Source organism: Pseudomonas granadensis, from assembly GCF_900105485.1.
In the GTDB taxonomy this organism is placed as follows: domain Bacteria; phylum Pseudomonadota; class Gammaproteobacteria; order Pseudomonadales; family Pseudomonadaceae; genus Aquipseudomonas; species Aquipseudomonas granadensis.
The window spans coordinates 783,524-798,631 of record NZ_LT629778.1; the positions used below are offsets into that span (position 1 = coordinate 783,524).

16 protein-coding genes are annotated in these 15,108 nt (G+C 59.5%); 9 read left to right on the forward strand and 7 right to left on the reverse strand.

Annotated elements, in window-relative coordinates:
- The first annotated feature begins 34 nt into the window (after nt 1–34).
- From BLU52_RS03325 to BLU52_RS03335, 3 genes are read left to right on the forward strand one after another with little or no spacing between them, the layout of a single operon-like run.
- On the forward strand, nt 35–1,216 hold the full coding sequence (locus BLU52_RS03325) for an amino acid ABC transporter permease (protein WP_090281877.1): 1,182 nt from the start codon (nt 35–37) through the stop codon (nt 1,214–1,216).
- A 10-nt stretch (nt 1,217–1,226) separates the two neighbouring features.
- The gene (locus BLU52_RS03330) at nt 1,227–2,321 is read left to right on the forward strand and encodes an amino acid ABC transporter permease (RefSeq protein ID WP_090281878.1); all 1,095 of its coding nucleotides are present in this window, start codon (nt 1,227–1,229) and stop codon (nt 2,319–2,321) included.
- 13 nt (nt 2,322–2,334) lie between these two features.
- On the forward strand, nt 2,335–3,099 hold the full coding sequence (locus BLU52_RS03335) for an amino acid ABC transporter ATP-binding protein (protein ID WP_090281879.1): 765 nt from the start codon (nt 2,335–2,337) through the stop codon (nt 3,097–3,099).
- A gap of 52 nt (nt 3,100–3,151) precedes the next feature.
- On the opposite strand, the gene BLU52_RS03340 is transcribed toward BLU52_RS03335, so the two are convergent.
- Both BLU52_RS03340 and BLU52_RS03345 read right to left on the reverse strand, forming a co-directional pair.
- Nucleotides 3,152–3,640, reverse strand: a complete 489-nt coding sequence (locus BLU52_RS03340) for a type II toxin-antitoxin system MqsA family antitoxin (RefSeq protein ID WP_090281880.1) — start codon at nt 3,638–3,640, stop codon at nt 3,152–3,154.
- On the reverse strand, nt 3,637–3,948 hold the full coding sequence (locus BLU52_RS03345) for a type II toxin-antitoxin system MqsR family toxin (protein WP_090281881.1): 312 nt from the start codon (nt 3,946–3,948) through the stop codon (nt 3,637–3,639). Before BLU52_RS03345 ends, BLU52_RS03340 begins: the two co-directional genes overlap by 4 nt.
- A 166-nt stretch (nt 3,949–4,114) precedes the next feature.
- Here BLU52_RS03345 and BLU52_RS03350 point away from each other — a divergent pair, with 166 nt between their 5' ends.
- The 5 genes from BLU52_RS03350 (at nt 4,115) to BLU52_RS03370 (ending at nt 8,106) form a co-directional block, all read left to right on the forward strand.
- Nucleotides 4,115–4,774 (forward strand): FadR/GntR family transcriptional regulator, encoded by a 660-nt coding sequence (locus BLU52_RS03350; RefSeq protein ID WP_090281882.1) that lies wholly within the window; start codon nt 4,115–4,117, stop codon nt 4,772–4,774.
- Nucleotides 4,764–6,068 carry a CynX/NimT family MFS transporter gene (locus BLU52_RS03355; RefSeq protein ID WP_090281883.1) on the forward strand — a complete coding sequence of 435 codons (1,305 nt, stop codon included), beginning with the start codon at nt 4,764–4,766 and terminating at the stop codon, nt 6,066–6,068. The genes BLU52_RS03350 and BLU52_RS03355 overlap by 11 nt, the downstream gene beginning before the upstream one ends.
- A 203-nt stretch (nt 6,069–6,271) precedes the next feature.
- Nucleotides 6,272–6,742 (forward strand): nuclear transport factor 2 family protein, encoded by a 471-nt coding sequence (locus tag BLU52_RS03360; RefSeq protein ID WP_090288433.1) that lies wholly within the window; start codon nt 6,272–6,274, stop codon nt 6,740–6,742.
- A 41-nt stretch (nt 6,743–6,783) separates the two neighbouring features.
- Nucleotides 6,784–7,086 (forward strand): GIY-YIG nuclease family protein, encoded by a 303-nt coding sequence (locus BLU52_RS03365; protein ID WP_083366939.1) that lies wholly within the window; start codon nt 6,784–6,786, stop codon nt 7,084–7,086.
- A gap of 84 nt (nt 7,087–7,170) precedes the next feature.
- Nucleotides 7,171–8,106, forward strand: a complete 936-nt coding sequence (locus BLU52_RS03370; RefSeq protein WP_090281884.1) for a glutathione S-transferase family protein — start codon at nt 7,171–7,173, stop codon at nt 8,104–8,106.
- 113 nt (nt 8,107–8,219) lie between these two features.
- Here BLU52_RS03370 and BLU52_RS03375 read toward each other — a convergent pair whose 3' ends face one another.
- Nucleotides 8,220–8,570: a glutaredoxin family protein gene (locus tag BLU52_RS03375; RefSeq protein WP_090281885.1), complete on the reverse strand. Its 351-nt coding sequence runs from the start codon at nt 8,568–8,570 to the stop codon at nt 8,220–8,222.
- The gene (gene yejK, locus BLU52_RS03380; protein WP_090281886.1) at nt 8,570–9,574 is read right to left on the reverse strand and encodes a nucleoid-associated protein YejK; all 1,005 of its coding nucleotides are present in this window, start codon (nt 9,572–9,574) and stop codon (nt 8,570–8,572) included. Before yejK ends, BLU52_RS03375 begins: the two co-directional genes overlap by 1 nt.
- A 395-nt stretch (nt 9,575–9,969) precedes the next feature.
- On the opposite strand from yejK, the gene BLU52_RS03385 reads away from it, so the two are divergent.
- Nucleotides 9,970–10,251 carry an HU family DNA-binding protein gene (locus BLU52_RS03385; RefSeq protein ID WP_003221909.1) on the forward strand — a complete coding sequence of 94 codons (282 nt, stop codon included), beginning with the start codon at nt 9,970–9,972 and terminating at the stop codon, nt 10,249–10,251.
- A 192-nt stretch (nt 10,252–10,443) separates the two neighbouring features.
- Here the strand turns inward: BLU52_RS03385 and rlmF are convergent, their stop codons facing one another.
- The 3 genes from rlmF to BLU52_RS03400 all read right to left on the reverse strand — a co-directional run bounded on the left by rlmF (nt 10,444) and on the right by BLU52_RS03400 (nt 15,103).
- Nucleotides 10,444–11,463, reverse strand: coding sequence for a 23S rRNA (adenine(1618)-N(6))-methyltransferase RlmF (rlmF, locus tag BLU52_RS03390; protein WP_090281887.1), 1,020 nt, complete (start codon nt 11,461–11,463; stop codon nt 10,444–10,446).
- 233 nt (nt 11,464–11,696) lie between these two features.
- Nucleotides 11,697–14,543 (reverse strand): valine--tRNA ligase, encoded by a 2,847-nt coding sequence (locus tag BLU52_RS03395; protein WP_090281888.1) that lies wholly within the window; start codon nt 14,541–14,543, stop codon nt 11,697–11,699.
- A gap of 152 nt (nt 14,544–14,695) precedes the next feature.
- Nucleotides 14,696–15,103 (reverse strand): DNA polymerase III subunit chi, encoded by a 408-nt coding sequence (locus BLU52_RS03400; RefSeq protein ID WP_090281889.1) that lies wholly within the window; start codon nt 15,101–15,103, stop codon nt 14,696–14,698.
- Nucleotides 15,104–15,108: the final 5 nt, after the last annotated feature.

The window sequence follows — 15,108 nt, forward strand, 5'->3', positions numbered from 1 at the left end:
TGATGTTCTTGTTCCATTTCTTCCGGGGCACTTCATGCAAAATTCAATCGGCGCACCAAAGCAGAGGCTCAGCCTCAGCGATCCACGAGTGCGTGCGTGGCTATTCCAGATCATCACCGTTGTGGCGGTGGTCTCGCTTGGCTGGTACCTGTTCGACAACACCCAAACCAACCTTGAACACCGGGGTATCACCTCCGGCTTCAGCTTTCTGGAGCGCAGTGCCGGGTTCGGCATCGCTCAAACCCTTATCGACTACACCGAAGCGGACAGCTACGCGCGGGTGTTTGTCATCGGCCTGCTCAACACGCTGTTGGTGACCTTTATCGGCGTGATCCTGGCGACGATCCTCGGTTTCATCGTCGGTGTAGCGCGGCTGTCGGAGAACTGGATCATTGCCAAACTGGCGACGGTGTATGTGGAAGTGTTCCGCAATATTCCGCCGCTGCTGCAAATCCTGTTCTGGTACTTCGCGGTGTTCCTGACCATGCCGGGGCCGCGCAACAGCCACAACTTCGGCGACACCTTCTTCGTCAGCAGCCGTGGCCTGAACATGCCGGCCGCACTGGCTGCCGATGGCTTCTGGGCCTTCGTGATGAGCATTGTGGTGGCGATCGTCGGCATCGTGCTGATGACCCGCTGGGCCAACAAGCGCTTCGAAGACACCGGCGTGCCGTTCCACAAGTTCTGGGCCGGCCTGGCGATCCTGCTGGTGATCCCGACCTTGTGCGCGCTGATTTTCGGCGCTCCGCTGCATTGGGAAATGCCTGAGCTCAAGGGCTTCAACTTTGTCGGCGGCTGGGTGTTGATCCCGGAACTGCTGGCCTTGACCCTGGCCCTGACCGTGTATACCGCAGCGTTTATCGCCGAGATCGTGCGTTCCGGGATCAAGTCGGTCAGTCACGGCCAGACCGAAGCGGCACGTTCGCTCGGCCTGCGCAACGGCCCGACCCTGCGCAAGGTGATCATTCCGCAAGCCCTGCGCGTGATCATCCCGCCGCTGACCAGCCAATACCTGAACCTGGCGAAGAACTCCTCGCTGGCGGCCGGTATCGGTTACCCGGAAATGGTTTCGCTGTTCGCCGGCACCGTGCTCAACCAGACCGGACAGGCCATCGAAGTGATTGCCATCACCATGAGCGTCTACCTGGCGATCAGTATCAGCATTTCCCTGCTGATGAACTGGTACAACAAGCGCATTGCGCTGATCGAGCGGTAAGGAAAAGCGCATGAGTACTCATACTTTCAAACCCGACATGCCACCACCGAACAGCAGCATTGGCGTGGTCGCATGGATGCGCGCGAACATGTTCTCCAGCTGGCTCAATACCCTGCTGACCCTGTTTGCGTTCTATCTGATTTATCTGGTTGTGCCGCCGATCCTCAGCTGGGCCATCGTCGATGCCAACTGGGTTGGCACCACGCGCGCCGACTGCACCAAGGAAGGCGCCTGCTGGGTGTTCATTCAGCAGCGTTTCGGCCAGTTCATGTACGGCTATTACCCGACCGAACTGCGCTGGCGCGTTGACCTGACCGTGTGGCTGGCGGTCATCGGCGCAGCACCGCTGTTCATTTCGCGGGTGCCGCGCAAAGCGGTCTACGGGCTGTGCTTCCTGGTGCTGTACCCGATCATTGCGTTTACCTTGCTGCACGGCGGGTTTGGCATGACCACCGTGCCGACCAGCCAGTGGGGCGGCCTGATGCTGACCTTGGTCATCGCTACGGTTGGTATCGCCGGGGCCTTGCCGTTGGGCATCGTACTGGCGCTGGGCCGGCGCTCGAACATGCCGGCTATTCGCGTGGTCTGCGTGACCTTCATCGAGTTCTGGCGCGGCGTGCCGTTGATCACTGTGCTGTTCATGTCCTCGGTGATGCTGCCGCTGTTCCTGCCCGAAGGCATGAACTTCGACAAGCTGCTGCGTGCACTGATCGGCGTGATCCTGTTTCAGTCGGCCTATGTTGCCGAAGTGGTGCGCGGCGGCCTGCAAGCGATCCCTAAAGGCCAATACGAAGCCGCGGCGGCGATGGGCCTCGGTTACTGGCGCTCGATGGGCCTGGTGATTTTGCCGCAAGCCCTGAAGCTGGTGATTCCCGGCATCGTCAACACGTTCATTGCGCTGTTCAAGGACACTAGCCTTGTGATCATCATCGGCCTCTTCGACCTGCTCAACAGCGTCAAGCAAGCCGCTGCCGATCCGAAATGGCTGGGCATGGCCACCGAAGGCTACGTGTTCGCCGCCCTGGTGTTCTGGATTTTCTGTTTTGGTATGTCGCGCTATTCCATGCATCTGGAACGCAAGCTCGACACTGGCCACAAGCGTTAGGAGTTCTCTGTAAATGAGCGAAGCAATCAAAAAGCCTGTGGGCCCTGAAGGCATCATCCAGATGCAGGGCGTCAACAAGTGGTATGGCCAGTTCCACGTACTGAAAGACATCAACCTCAACGTCAAACAGGGCGAGCGTATCGTCCTGTGCGGACCGTCGGGCTCGGGCAAATCGACGACGATTCGTTGCCTCAATCGCCTCGAAGAACACCAGCAGGGCCGCATCGTTGTCGATGGCGTGGAGTTGACCAACGACCTCAAGCAGATCGAAGCGATCCGTCGCGAAGTAGGCATGGTGTTCCAGCACTTCAACCTGTTCCCGCATCTGACCATTTTGCAGAACTGCACGTTGGCGCCGATGTGGGTGCGCAAGATGCCCAAGCGCAAGGCCGAGGAAATCGCCATGCACTATCTGGAGCGCGTACGCATTCCGGAGCAGGCGCACAAGTACCCGGGGCAACTGTCCGGTGGTCAGCAGCAACGTGTGGCGATCGCTCGCGCGTTGTGCATGAAACCGAAAATCATGCTGTTCGATGAGCCGACTTCGGCACTCGATCCGGAAATGGTCAAGGAAGTGCTCGACACCATGATCGGTCTCGCGGAAGACGGCATGACCATGCTCTGTGTGACTCACGAAATGGGCTTCGCCCGCACCGTGGCCAACCGCGTGATCTTCATGGACAAGGGTGAGATCGTTGAGCAGGCAGCGCCGAACGATTTCTTTGATAACCCGCAGAATGATCGGACCAGGTTGTTCCTGAGTCAGATTCTGCATTGATGGTTGATGAGTGAAACCAACCCGGCCATGTGCCGGGTTGGTTTTTTTTGGGTCAGGAAACCGAAAGGGATTCATGCTCTTTGTGGACGATGTGCTCGAAACCTCTCAAATCTGCACCTTCGCCAAGAGTCTTTGCATCGGTTAGCAAATACGGGTAACGATCCAATAAACGCATCAACAGTATGAGTGCCTTGGGCGGCAAGATTTCGCCGCGCTCGTAGCGAGAGAATGCGTTATGCCCACCCCCGGATAGCAGTTGCACCGTCTCTTTTTGCGTCAGATGCAATTTGCGACGGATCCGCTTCATCTCGTTACCAATCATTTGCCTGGAGGCGATGACCAGTTCATCACCCGCGTCGCAATACCGTTGCGCACTATCTGTCTCGGGGTCCCATTCGATCTCGCCGCACTTCTGGCATTCCCAGCCAGAAAGATCATCGACACGACGCTCCATGCCTTTGACTCTCAGGGTTTCGCCGCGCCCCTGAAAATGCCTCATTCCCTCACGTGCACCGCAGCTCACACATTGCTGGGTTGTCATGGGTTCTTCTCCTTGAAGGAGATTACCGGTGGGCTGCCGCCAGGGCGGTATGTCACCTTGATGTAAATCTCCTGATCTTGTGAATTGATGTGATACACGTCTTGCCAGATTCGATGATCGTCATAGGTAGTCATCGATTTGTACAACATCCTGGTTTGTAGCTCGAAAACAATCTCCTGCATTTCGCTGATATTGAAGCCGAGCTTCTCAGCAGACCTTACTGAAGTTTTGGTGAAAGCATTTTGACCCAGTCGCCTCACTTCAGACTTGATCACCGCCAAGTCGTAATGGGGTGTGTTCTTTTCCATAAGAAGCCAAAAACCCTGTCCCTGAAATTACCCTTAAAGGGTAATTTTGACCAATCGCAAATGCCGCTCCATGTGTCTCGATTGACCCTAGGTGGTTGCTGTCCTACATGGGTCTGACTAACATGTCGGAAAATTCATCCCATGATTGGATGAAAGGACGAGACCTATGTCAGACATTTCTCCACTCATCAAACGATCGCTGGTCGATCAGGCGCTGGATCAGTTGCGTCAGCGCATTAACAGCGGTGTCTGGCAGGTCGGCGAACGCTTGCCGACCGAACCGGAGCTGTGCGCCGAGCTGGGCATCAGCCGCAACACCGTGCGCGAAGCCATGCGCGTGCTGGCGTTTTCCGGGCTGATCGAGATCCGTCAGGGCGACGGCAGTTATCTGCGCGCGCTGGTCGATCCACTGGATACGCTGAAAGCGTTGTCCCGCTGTTCGTTGGAGCAGGCCCGGGAGACCCGACACATCCTTGAAGTCGAGGCCATCGGTCTGGCGGCGTTGCGCCGGACCGACGAGGATCTGGCGGCACTGCGCGAAGCGCTCGGCACCAGCGGCAGTCACTACCACGGGGATCTCGACACCTACATCGCTTGCGATCTGGTGTTTCACCGGCGTCTGGTCGACGCTGCGCACAATCCGACCCTCAGCGAGCTGTATCGCTATTTCTCCAGCATCGTCGGCGCGCAATTGCGCCAGACCCTGAACATCGTCCCGCGCCGTCAGGAAGTGTTCGATCTGCACATCGCGCTGCTCGATGCGGTCGAACAACGCGACCCGGAACGAGCCAAAGCCTTGTCGAGGCAGTTGATCAATGAACCTTGAAACCGAGAAAACCATGTCCCGCAGTGAGTTATCCACAGCGCCGAATCGCACCACCGAACTCGAAGAGCTGCTGATCGATGCCGAGGCGGATGACGAGCAAGTGCAGCAAAGTCATCCGCTGGTGAAGCGTCCGTGGCTTTTGCTGCTTGGGTTGATTCTGGTAGCGCTTAACCTGCGCCCGGCACTGTCGAGCATGGCGCCGCTGCTCAGCGATGTCTCCAGAAGTCTTGGATTGTCTGCGGCGCAGGCGGGACTGCTGACAACATTGCCGGTGTTGTGCCTGGGTTTGTTCGCCCCGCTGGCACCGATTCTGGCGCGGCGTTTCGGTGCTGAACGGGTGGTCCTGGGGATTCTGCTGACGCTGGCTGGCGGGATTATCCTGCGCAGCAATTTTGGTGAGATCGGCCTGTTCGCTGGCAGCGTCCTCGGCGGCGCCAGCATCGGCATTGTCGGTGTTTTGCTGCCTGGCATCGTCAAGCGCGACTTTGCCAAACATGCCGGAACCATGACCGGCGTCTACACCATGGCCCTGTGTCTGGGCGCGGCGATGGCGGCAGGTTCGACCGTGCCGTTGAGTGAGCACTTCGGCAACAGCTGGGCGATGGGGCTGGGCTTCTGGGTGATTCCGGCGCTGCTGGCCGCGGTGTTCTGGCTGCCGCAAGTCGGCTCGAAACACGGCGCGCACAACGTCGCTTATCGGGTGCGCGGTCTGCTGCGTGATCCGCTGGCCTGGCAAGTGACCTTATACATGGGCCTGCAATCGTCGCTGGCCTACATCGTGTTTGGCTGGTTGCCGTCGATCCTTATCGGTCGTGGGCTGACGCCGACCCAGGCCGGTCTGGTGTTGTCCGGCTCAGTAATCATTCAACTGGCCAGCTCGCTGGCCGCGCCATGGCTGGCGACGCGCGGCAAGGATCAGCGTCTGGCCATCGTCGTCGTCATGGCGCTGACCCTCGGCGGCCTGTTCGGTTGTCTGTATGCGCCGATCGAAGGCCTGTGGGGCTGGGCGATCCTGCTCGGCCTGGGGCAGGGCGGCACGTTCAGTCTGGCGCTGACGTTGATCGTGCTGCGCTCGCGTGATTCCCATGTCGCGGCGAACCTGTCGAGCATGTCCCAGGGTTTCGGTTATACATTGGCCTCGATGGGGCCGTTTGCGGTCGGCGTGGTGCATGACTGGACGGGTGGCTGGAATGCCGTGGGCTGGATTTTCGGCATCATTGGTACCGGCGCGATCATCGCCGGCCTCGGTGCCGGGCGAGCGCTTTATGTGCAGGTGCAAAGCGAGCGAATCTGACACGCTTCAACTTGTAGGAGTGAGCCTGCTCGCGATGGCGGTGGATCAGTCAGTACGATGTTGACTGCCAGGACGCTATCGCGAGCAGGCTCACTCCTACAGGGTTTTATGTACTGCCGGTATTCGGTTTGCGAATGCCGATAGTGTTTCCGCGCTCGGCAGATTATGGTGCTGGCAATCTGTACCTCTTTTTGGAGATTGCCTTGAGCGAAGCCCACAGCGCCCTGATCACCCGCTTCTACGAAGCCTTCCAGCGCCTCGACGCCGAAGCCATGGCTGCCTGCTACACCGATGATGTGGTTTTCAGCGATCCGGCCTTCGGCGAATTGCACGGTCGCGACGCCGGCGACATGTGGCGCATGCTTACCACCCGCGCCAAGGATTTCTCGCTGACCTTCGACAACGTCCGCGCCGACGAGCGCACGGGTGGCGCGCATTGGGTCGCTACGTATCTGTTCAGCCAGACCGGCAACATTGTGATCAACGACATCCAGGCTCGTTTCGTCTTCCGCGACGGCAAGATTTGCGAGCACCACGACCACTTCGATCTGTGGCGCTGGTCGCGGCAGGCGTTGGGCTTCAAAGGCCTGCTGCTGGGCTGGACGCCGCTGGTGCGCAACGCCGTCCGCGCGCAGGCGCGCAAGGGATTGAAGGCATTCCAGGCCGGGCGCTGATAAGATCGCCGCCTGTTTTTCCTACACGTCCCGATCCCGAAGTGACCAGCCTCAGCGAAAATTCTGTCGATGTTGCCGAACCGGTGAGCAAATCCTGGTTCGTCTATCTCGTTCGCGCCGCCAATGGCTCGTTGTATTGCGGAATCAGCGACGACCCTGTGCGCCGTTTTGCCAAGCACCAAAGCGGCAAGGGCGCGCGGTTCTTCCTTTCCAGCCCGGCGATGGCACTGGTCTATACCGAACGGTGTCGCGACAAAAGCGATGCGTTGCGCCAGGAACGGCTGATCAAAAAGCTGCGCAAGAGCGCCAAGGAATGTCTGGTCGCGTCTTATCAATCTGACTGATAGGTTCCCATCAGGCTGATCTGTAGGCTGCTAATCAAATGCGCGCTAAGCTGCGGGCTCATTATCTGAGCGGCGGAGCCGAGCATGTCCGAGTTGATTCTCCATCATTACCCGACTTCCCCGTTTGCCGAGAAGGCCCGTTTGCTGCTGGGCTTCAAAGGTTTGTCGTGGCGCTCGGTGCACATTTCGCCGGTGATGCCGAAACCGGATCTGACCGCCCTGACCGGTGGCTATCGCAAGACCCCGGTGTTGCAGATTGGCGCGGACATTTATTGCGACACCGCGCTGATCGCCCGTTGCCTGGAACAAGAGAAAGCCCTGCCAGCGTTCTTCCCGCAAGGCCAGGAAATGGTCAGCGCCAGTTTTGCCGCGTGGGCCGATTCGGTGGTGTTCCAGCATGCCGTGAGTCTGGTGTTCCAGCCGGAGTCGGTCGCGGTGCGCTTCGGCAAGTTGCCGCCAGAAGCGATCAAGGCTTTTATCGCCGACCGCGCCGGGCTGTTTAGCGGCGGCAGCGCGACGCGCCTGAGCGCCGAGCAGGCCAAGCATCAATGGCCGACGATCATGGCGCGCCTGGAGCAGCAGTTGCAGCGCGAGCAGGGCGACTTCCTGTTCGGTGAGCCGTCGATTGCCGACTTCGCGCTGGCGCATCCGCTGTGGTTCCTCAAGGCCACACACGTGACCGCACCTCTCGTCGATGAGTATCCGGCTGTCGTAGCGTGGCTGGGGCGGGTGCTGGGCTTTGGTCATGGCGCGGCGAGCGAGATGTCCTCCGCCGAGGCGCTGGAAGTTGCGCGTAACGCCACGCCAGCGGCATTGCCGGATGAGCAGTTCGTTGACCCGAACGGTTTCACTGCTGGGCAGCAAGTGGCGATTGCCGCCATCGACTATGGTGTCGATCCGGTGGTCGGTGAGTTGCTGTTTGCCGGTCGCGAGGAATTGATCATCCGCCGCGAAGACGAACGCGGCGGCGTGGTGCATGTGCACTTCCCGCGTTTCGGTTTCCGCATCGAAGCACGCTGATCTCTCAAGTCTGATGCAAAACCCTGTAGGAGTGAGCCTGCTCGCGATAGCGGTGTGGCAGTTGATAAATCTGCCGACTGACACACCGCTATCGCGAGCAGGCTCACTCCAGGTTATTTCAGGGCGGCGAGGATTTCGTCCGGGTCAAACCCGCGAATCAGCGTACCGTTCACATCAATCAGCGGAATTCCGCGCCCACCCAATGCCTCGTACGCCTTGCGCGCCTCGGCATCCTTCTCGATATCGAATTCCTTGAACGGGATGCCCTTGCTGTCGAGAAAACGCTTGGTCTGCTTGCAGTAGCCGCACCAGTCAGTGGCATAGAGCACGACATTGGCCTGCACGCGGGTCTGCTCAGAAACCATTTGCGACGGATTGAAAACTCGCTCGATCTTGCCCCAGTTCTGATAGACCACAACGACCAGCACAACCAGGGCAACCTTCTTCAGCACATTGCCGAGCATCAATTGCGTCGCTTGAGCTGATCGGTCAGCGAAGTCGGCAGGCCTTTGATGATCAGGGTGCCGTTCTCTTCGTCGTACTCGATCTTCGAGCCCAACAGATGCGCTTCGAAGCTGATCGACAAGCCTTCGGCACGGCCGGTGAAACGACGGAATTGATTGAGGGTGCGCTTGTCCGCCGGGATCTCCGGCGACAGGCCGTAGTCCTTGTTGCGGATGTGATCGTAGAAGGCTTTCGGGCGTTCCTCGTCGATCAGCTCCGAGAGCTCTTCCAGGCCCATCGGCTCGCCGAGCTTGGCCTGGCTGCTGGCGTAGTCGACCAGGGTCTTGGTCTTCTCGCGGGCGGAGTCTTCCGGCAGGTCTTCGCTCTCGACGAAGTCACTGAAGGCCTTGAGCAGTGTGCGGGTCTCGCCCGGGCCGTCGACGCCTTCCTGGCAGCCGATGAAGTCGCGGAAGTATTCCGAAACCTTCTTGCCGTTCTTGCCCTTGATGAACGAGATGTACTGCTTGGACTGCTTGTTGTTCTGCCACTCGGAGACGTTGATCCGCGCCGCCAGGTGCAACTGGCCGAGGTCGAGATGGCGCGACGGGGTCACGTCCAGCTCGTCGGTTACCGCTACACCTTCGCTGTGGTGCAGCAGGGCGATCGCCAGGTAATCGGTCATGCCCTGTTGATAGTGGGCGAACAGCACGTGGCCGCCGACCGACAGGTTGGATTCTTCCATCAGTTTTTGCAGGTGCTCGACCGCCACTTTGCTGAATGCGGTGAAGTCCTTGCCGCCGTCCATGTACTCTTTCAGCCAGCCGCTGAACGGGAACGCGCCGGATTCCGGATGGAACAGACCCCAGGCTTTGCCCTGTTTGGCGTTATAGCTCTCGTTGAGGTCGGCGAGCATGTTTTCGATGGCTGCGGACTCGGCCAGTTCGGTGTCACGGGCGTACAGAACTGCGGGCGTGCCGTCGGGTTTCTTGTCGATCAGGTGGACGATGCAATGACGGATCGGCATAGGCTTCTCGGCTGTTGGAGGGGAGGAGGGCAGGCTCCCCCGAAAAAGCGCCCAGTGTACCGCAACCACTGGTTTTGGCGCGGGTTGCAGGGCAAAACCAAGGGGCGCGCCCGGCCTTATGCGGTTTTTTACCGATTTAGAGCAATAAAGCTGACCAAATGGGTAGCTAGAGGCGGATATTTCCTTGTCGCTGTGCTAGTTTTGCCCGGTCTTACGCGAAGTCACTGCGTTAAGCGTGCATTCAGCATTTGTCAGGTCGAACCAAACCCTGATTTCGGCATCTATAACCCGACTCGTCGTGGTTATCGCCGAGGGTGCCAGATCCAGAAGATCGGGCTCGATGGCTGACACTGCACTCTGCAATCCATATGAATTTGATAGGGAAGGAACACTACATGGCTCTTACTAAAGACCAACTGATCGCCGACATTGCTGAAGCTATCGACGCGCCGAAAACCACCGCGCGTAACGCTCTGGACCAACTGGGCCAAATCGTTGCCGATCAGCTGGAAAATGGCGGCGAAATCACCTTGCCAGGTATCGGCAAGCTGAAAGTGACCGAGCGTCCTGCCCGCACCGGCCGTAACCCATCGACTGGCGCTGCCATCGAAATCCCTGCAAAGAAAGTGATCAAGCTGGTTGTGGCCAAAGGCCTGACCGACGCTGTGAACAAGTAAGACGCAGCGATAAAAAAAACCGTGCTCCGGAGCGATCCGGGCACGGTTTTTTTGTGGCTGTGATTTGACGATGCACCTTGAACCTTTGTAGGCGTGAGCCTGCTCGCGAAAGCGGTGGGTCAGTCACTTTGAATGTCGACTGATAAACCGCTATCGCGAGCAAGCGAAGGCCTACAGGGGATTTGCGGTGTGTCAGCGGGTCCAGCGCTCACGCCGCCAGATCTGCTGCTCGGACTTGGTCTGGAACGTCCAGGCCACGAAGCGGCTCTGCTTCTGCCCCTGGGACATCTCCACCACCTGGCTTTCCAGCACTCCCGCTTTCTTCAGCGCGGTTTCGATCGCCGGCAGGTTCGATGCCTTTGAAACCAGCGTGCTGAACCACAGCACTTTGTGCTGGAAGTTGGCGCTCTCGGCAATCAGTTGCGTCACAAAACGCGCTTCACCGCCTTCACACCACAGTTCCGCCGACTGGCCGCCGAAGTTCAGCACCGGCAGTTTGCGTTTCGGATCGGCCTTGCCCAAGGCGCGCCATTTGCGCTCGCTGCCCTTGGTCGCTTCGTCCATCGAGGCGTGGAACGGCGGGTTGCACATGGTCAGGTCGAAACGCTCGCCCGGTTCCAGCAAGCCGATGAGGATGTGCTTGCGGTTCTCCTGCTGACGCAGCTTGATGACCTTGCTCAGGTCGTTGGACTGCACGATGGCGCGGGCGGCAGCCACGGCGGTCGGGTCGATCTCCGAGCCAAGGAAGTGCCAGCGGTATTCACTGTTGCCGATCAGCGGGTACACGCAGTTGGCGCCCATGCCGATGTCCAGCACATTGACGATCGCGCCGCGTGGAACCTTGCCGTCGTTCATGCTTGCCAGCAAATCGGCGAGAAAATGCACGTAATCGGCGCGGCCCGGCACGGGCGGGCAGAGGTAGTCGGCCGGGATGTCCCAATGCTGGATGCCATAGAACGACTTGAGCAGCGCCCGGTTGAACACGCGCACCGCGTCCGGGCTGGCGAAGTCGATGCTTTCCTTGCCGTACGGGTTGGTAATCACAAACTTCGCCAGTTCCGGCGTGGTCTTGATCAGCGCCGGGAAGTCATAGCGTCCCTGATGGCGATTGCGCGGATGCAGGCTGGCCTTTTCACGCGGCTCGACGGCTTTGCTCGGGGACGCAGCGTCGGGCTTCTTGCGCGCAGGTTTGGGGGGGCGGGGGGCGGTCATGGGCGTGGTCGATTCGGGTATGGCTGAAAGTGGCGGGTATTGTCCCACATCTGAAGGCAACACCGTTCAAACCTGTAGCAGTGAGCCTGCTCGCGATAGCGGTGTGTCAGTCTGGGTTATGGCAACTGACCCACCGCTATCGCGAGCAGGCTCGTTCCTACAGGGGATTTGTGGTGTTTGGGAATAAAAAAGGGAGGCCATTGCGGCCTCCCTTTTTCAGTGCGAATTACCCGTTACAGACTGGCAATCCGCGCATGCTGCTCGGCCAGCTTGCCCAGGGCCTGTTCGGCCTCGGCCAGCTTGGCGCGTTCCTTATCGATGACTTCGGCCGGGGCCTTGTCGACGAAACCGGCATTGGACAGCTTGCCGCCGACGCGCTGGACTTCGCCCTGCAGACGCAGGATTTCCTTGTCCAGACGCGCCAGCTCCGCCGCCTTGTCGATCAGACCGGCCATCGGCACCAGCACTTCCATCTCGCCGACCAGTGCGGTGGCGGACAGCGGCGCTTCTTCGCCAGCGGCGAGTACGGTGATCGATTCCAGACGCGCCAGCTTTTTCAACAGCGCTTCGTTCTCGGTCAGGCGACGCTGGTCTTCAGCGCTGACGTTTTTCAGGAAAATCGGCAGCGGCTTGCCCGGGCCGATGTTCATCTCGCCACGGATGTTGCGCGTGCCGAGCATCAGTTCCTTGAGCCATTCGATGTCGTCTTCGGCGGCCGGATCGATGCGCTCTTCATTGGCCACTGGCCAAGGCTGCAGCATGATCGTCTTGCCCTGAACACCGGCCAGCGGCGCGATGCGCTGCCAGATTTCTTCAGTGATGAACGGCATGAACGGATGCGCCAGGCGCAGCGCCACTTCCAGCACGCGAACCAGCGTACGGCGGGTGCCGCGCTGACGTTCGACCGGCGCGTTCTCGTCCCACAATACTGGCTTGGATAGTTCCAGATACCAGTCGCAGTACTGGTTCCAGATGAACTCATACAACGCCTGCGCCGCGAGGTCGAAACGGAACTGATCCAGCTGACGGGTCACTTCGGCTTCGGTGCGTTGCAGTTGCGAGATGATCCAGCGATCAGCCAGCGACAATTCGTAGGCTTCGCCGTTCTGGCCGCAGTCTTCGCCCTTGTCCAGCACATAACGTGCGGCGTTCCAGATCTTGTTGCAGAAGTTGCGATAGCCTTCAACGCGGCCCATGTCGAACTTGATGTCGCGACCGGTGGAGGCCAGCGAGCAGAACGTGAAGCGCAGGGCATCGGTGCCATAACTGGCGATGCCGTCCGCGAATTCTTCGCGAGTGGCTTTCTCGATCTTTTTCGCCAGTTTCGGTTGCATCAGACCCGAAGTGCGTTTTTGCACCAGGGTTTCCAGATCGATGCCGTCGATGATGTCCAGCGGGTCCAGAACGTTGCCCTTGGACTTGGACATCTTCTGGCCCTGGCCATCGCGCACCAGACCGTGTACGTAAACGGTCTTGAACGGAACCTGCGGCGTGCCGTCTTCGTTCTTCATCAAGTGCATGGTCATCATGATCATCCGGGCAACCCAGAAGAAAATGATGTCAAAACCGGTGACCAGCACGTCGGTGGAGTGGAATTTCTTCAGGAACTCGGTCTGCTCAGGCCAGCCCAGGGTGGAGAAGGTCCACAGGCCGGAACTGAACCAGGTGTCGAGGACGTCGTTGTCCTGTTGCAGCGCAACGTCCAGGCCGAGGTTGTGCTTGGCGCGCACTTCGGCTTCGTCGCGACCGACGTAGACCTTGCCCGACTCGTCGTACCAGGCCGGAATCCGGTGGCCCCACCACAACTGACGGCTGATGCACCAGTCCTGGATGTCGCGCATCCACGAGAAGTACATGTTTTCGTACTGCTTGGGCACGAACTGAATGCGGCCGTCTTCAACGGCAGCGATTGCAGGTTCGGCCAGAGGCTTGGTCGATACGTACCACTGGTCGGTCAACCACGGCTCGATGACGGTGCCGGAGCGGTCGCCCTTTGGCGTTTTCAGGTTGTGATCGTTGATGCTCACCAGCAGGCCGGCGGCATCGAACGCAGCGACGATCTGCTTGCGCGCTTCGAAACGCTCCAGGCCAGCGAATTCGGCGGGAATCTTGCCGTCGATGCTCTCGTTCAGCGTGCCATCAAGGTTGAACACCTGTGCGGCGGGCAGCACGTTGGCGTTCTTGTCGAAGATGTTCAGCAGCGGCAGGTTGTGGCGCTTGCCGACTTCGTAGTCGTTGAAATCGTGGGCCGGGGTGATTTTCACGCAACCGGTGCCGAATTCAGGATCGCAATAATCGTCGGCGATGATCGGGATGCGGCGGCCAACCAATGGCAGCTCGACGAACTTGCCGATCAGGGCTTTGTAGCGCTCATCGTTCGGGTTAACCGCGACGGCGGAGTCGCCCAGCATGGTTTCCGGACGGGTGGTCGCGACGATCAGGAAGTCATTGCCCTCGGCGGTTTTTACGCCGTCGGCCAATGGATATTTCAGATTCCACAGGAAACCTTTCTCTTCGTGGTTCTCCACTTCGAGATCGGAAATCGCCGTGTGCAGTTTGGTGTCCCAGTTGACCAGGCGCTTGCCGCGGTAGATCAGGCCGTCTTCGTGCAGGCGCACGAACGCTTCCTTGACCGCTTCCGAGAGACCGTCGTCCATGGTGAAGCGCTCACGGCTCCAGTCAACGGACGAGCCGAGACGACGGATCTGCCGGCTGATGTTGCCGCCGGACTGCTCCTTCCACTCCCAGACTTTCTCGAGGAATTTCTCGCGACCCAGGTCGTGACGATTCTGGCCCTGGGCTTCCAGTTGGCGTTCCACCAGCATCTGCGTGGCGATACCAGCGTGGTCGGTGCCCGGCTGCCACAAGGTGTCGCGACCCTGCATGCGGCGGAAACGGATCAGTGCGTCCATGATCGCGTTGTTGAAACCGTGACCCATGTGCAGGCTGCCGGTGACGTTCGGCGGCGGGATCATGATGGTGTAGGACTCGCCCGCGCCTTGCGGGGCGAAGTAGTTCTCGGACTCCCAGGTCTTGTACCAGGAAGTTTCAATGGCGTGCGGCTGGTAGGTCTTATCCATGCGCGGCGGGACCCTATTGGCATTTATTCAGGAAAAGCCGGCAAGTATAGCTGGGGGGGGAGCTTCAAGCTACAAGCCACAGCAAGCCACAAGCCACAAGCTGCAAGAGGATAGCGGTGGGTTTGGCTTTTGCTTTGGCTTTGGCTTGCAGCTTAAGTCTTGCCGCTTGCAGCTGCGGCGAGCAGCCGCTCCATTCGCGCATCGAGACGACGTTTGATCTCGGTTTCGATGTGCGGGGCGAAGTCGTCGATCACGTCTTGCATGATCAATTGCGCGGCGGCGCGCAGTTCGCTGTCCAGATGCAGCAGGGCGTCCGGGCCTTTGTCGACCGGTGCAGCCGGTTGTGCAGTGGCTGTCGGCGCGGGTGCGGCGGGCGGTGCGACGGCGGGCGGCTCGTTGCCGACCGGGTCGAACAGCATCGGAATCTGTTCCTGTTCGCCTTCGTCGACCGTATCGGTCAGCAAGGGCGGTTGCAGGTTGTCATCGCCGAGCAACTGGCGGATCGATTCGAGATCGTCCAGCAGGTGTGCGGACTTCTGTTGCGGTTTCGGAGTGTCCATTGGAG

Bases quoted from the DNA above. Each gene is read 5' to 3' on its own strand.
- BLU52_RS03350 (WP_090281882.1), top strand. From the start codon at position 4,115: ATGTCAGACATTTCTCCACTCATCAAACGATCGCTGGTCGATCAGGCG.
- BLU52_RS03370 (WP_090281884.1), top strand. From the start codon at position 7,171: ATGTCCGAGTTGATTCTCCATCATTACCCGACTTCCCCGTTTGCCGAG.
- BLU52_RS03335 (WP_090281879.1), top strand. From the start codon at position 2,335: ATGAGCGAAGCAATCAAAAAGCCTGTGGGCCCTGAAGGCATCATCCAG.
- BLU52_RS03330 (WP_090281878.1), top strand. From the start codon at position 1,227: ATGAGTACTCATACTTTCAAACCCGACATGCCACCACCGAACAGCAGC.
- BLU52_RS03340 (WP_090281880.1), bottom strand. From the start codon at position 3,640: ATGACAACCCAGCAATGTGTGAGCTGCGGTGCACGTGAGGGAATGAGG.
- BLU52_RS03325 (WP_090281877.1), top strand. From the start codon at position 35: ATGCAAAATTCAATCGGCGCACCAAAGCAGAGGCTCAGCCTCAGCGAT.
- BLU52_RS03345 (WP_090281881.1), bottom strand. From the start codon at position 3,948: ATGGAAAAGAACACACCCCATTACGACTTGGCGGTGATCAAGTCTGAA.
- BLU52_RS03375 (WP_090281885.1), bottom strand. From the start codon at position 8,570: ATGCTCGGCAATGTGCTGAAGAAGGTTGCCCTGGTTGTGCTGGTCGTT.
- BLU52_RS03400 (WP_090281889.1), bottom strand. From the start codon at position 15,103: ATGGACACTCCGAAACCGCAACAGAAGTCCGCACACCTGCTGGACGAT.
- BLU52_RS03385 (WP_003221909.1), top strand. From the start codon at position 9,970: ATGGCTCTTACTAAAGACCAACTGATCGCCGACATTGCTGAAGCTATC.
- rlmF (WP_090281887.1), bottom strand. From the start codon at position 11,463: ATGACCGCCCCCCGCCCCCCCAAACCTGCGCGCAAGAAGCCCGACGCT.
- BLU52_RS03395 (WP_090281888.1), bottom strand. From the start codon at position 14,543: ATGGATAAGACCTACCAGCCGCACGCCATTGAAACTTCCTGGTACAAG.
- yejK (WP_090281886.1), bottom strand. From the start codon at position 9,574: ATGCCGATCCGTCATTGCATCGTCCACCTGATCGACAAGAAACCCGAC.
- BLU52_RS03355 (WP_090281883.1), top strand. From the start codon at position 4,764: ATGAACCTTGAAACCGAGAAAACCATGTCCCGCAGTGAGTTATCCACA.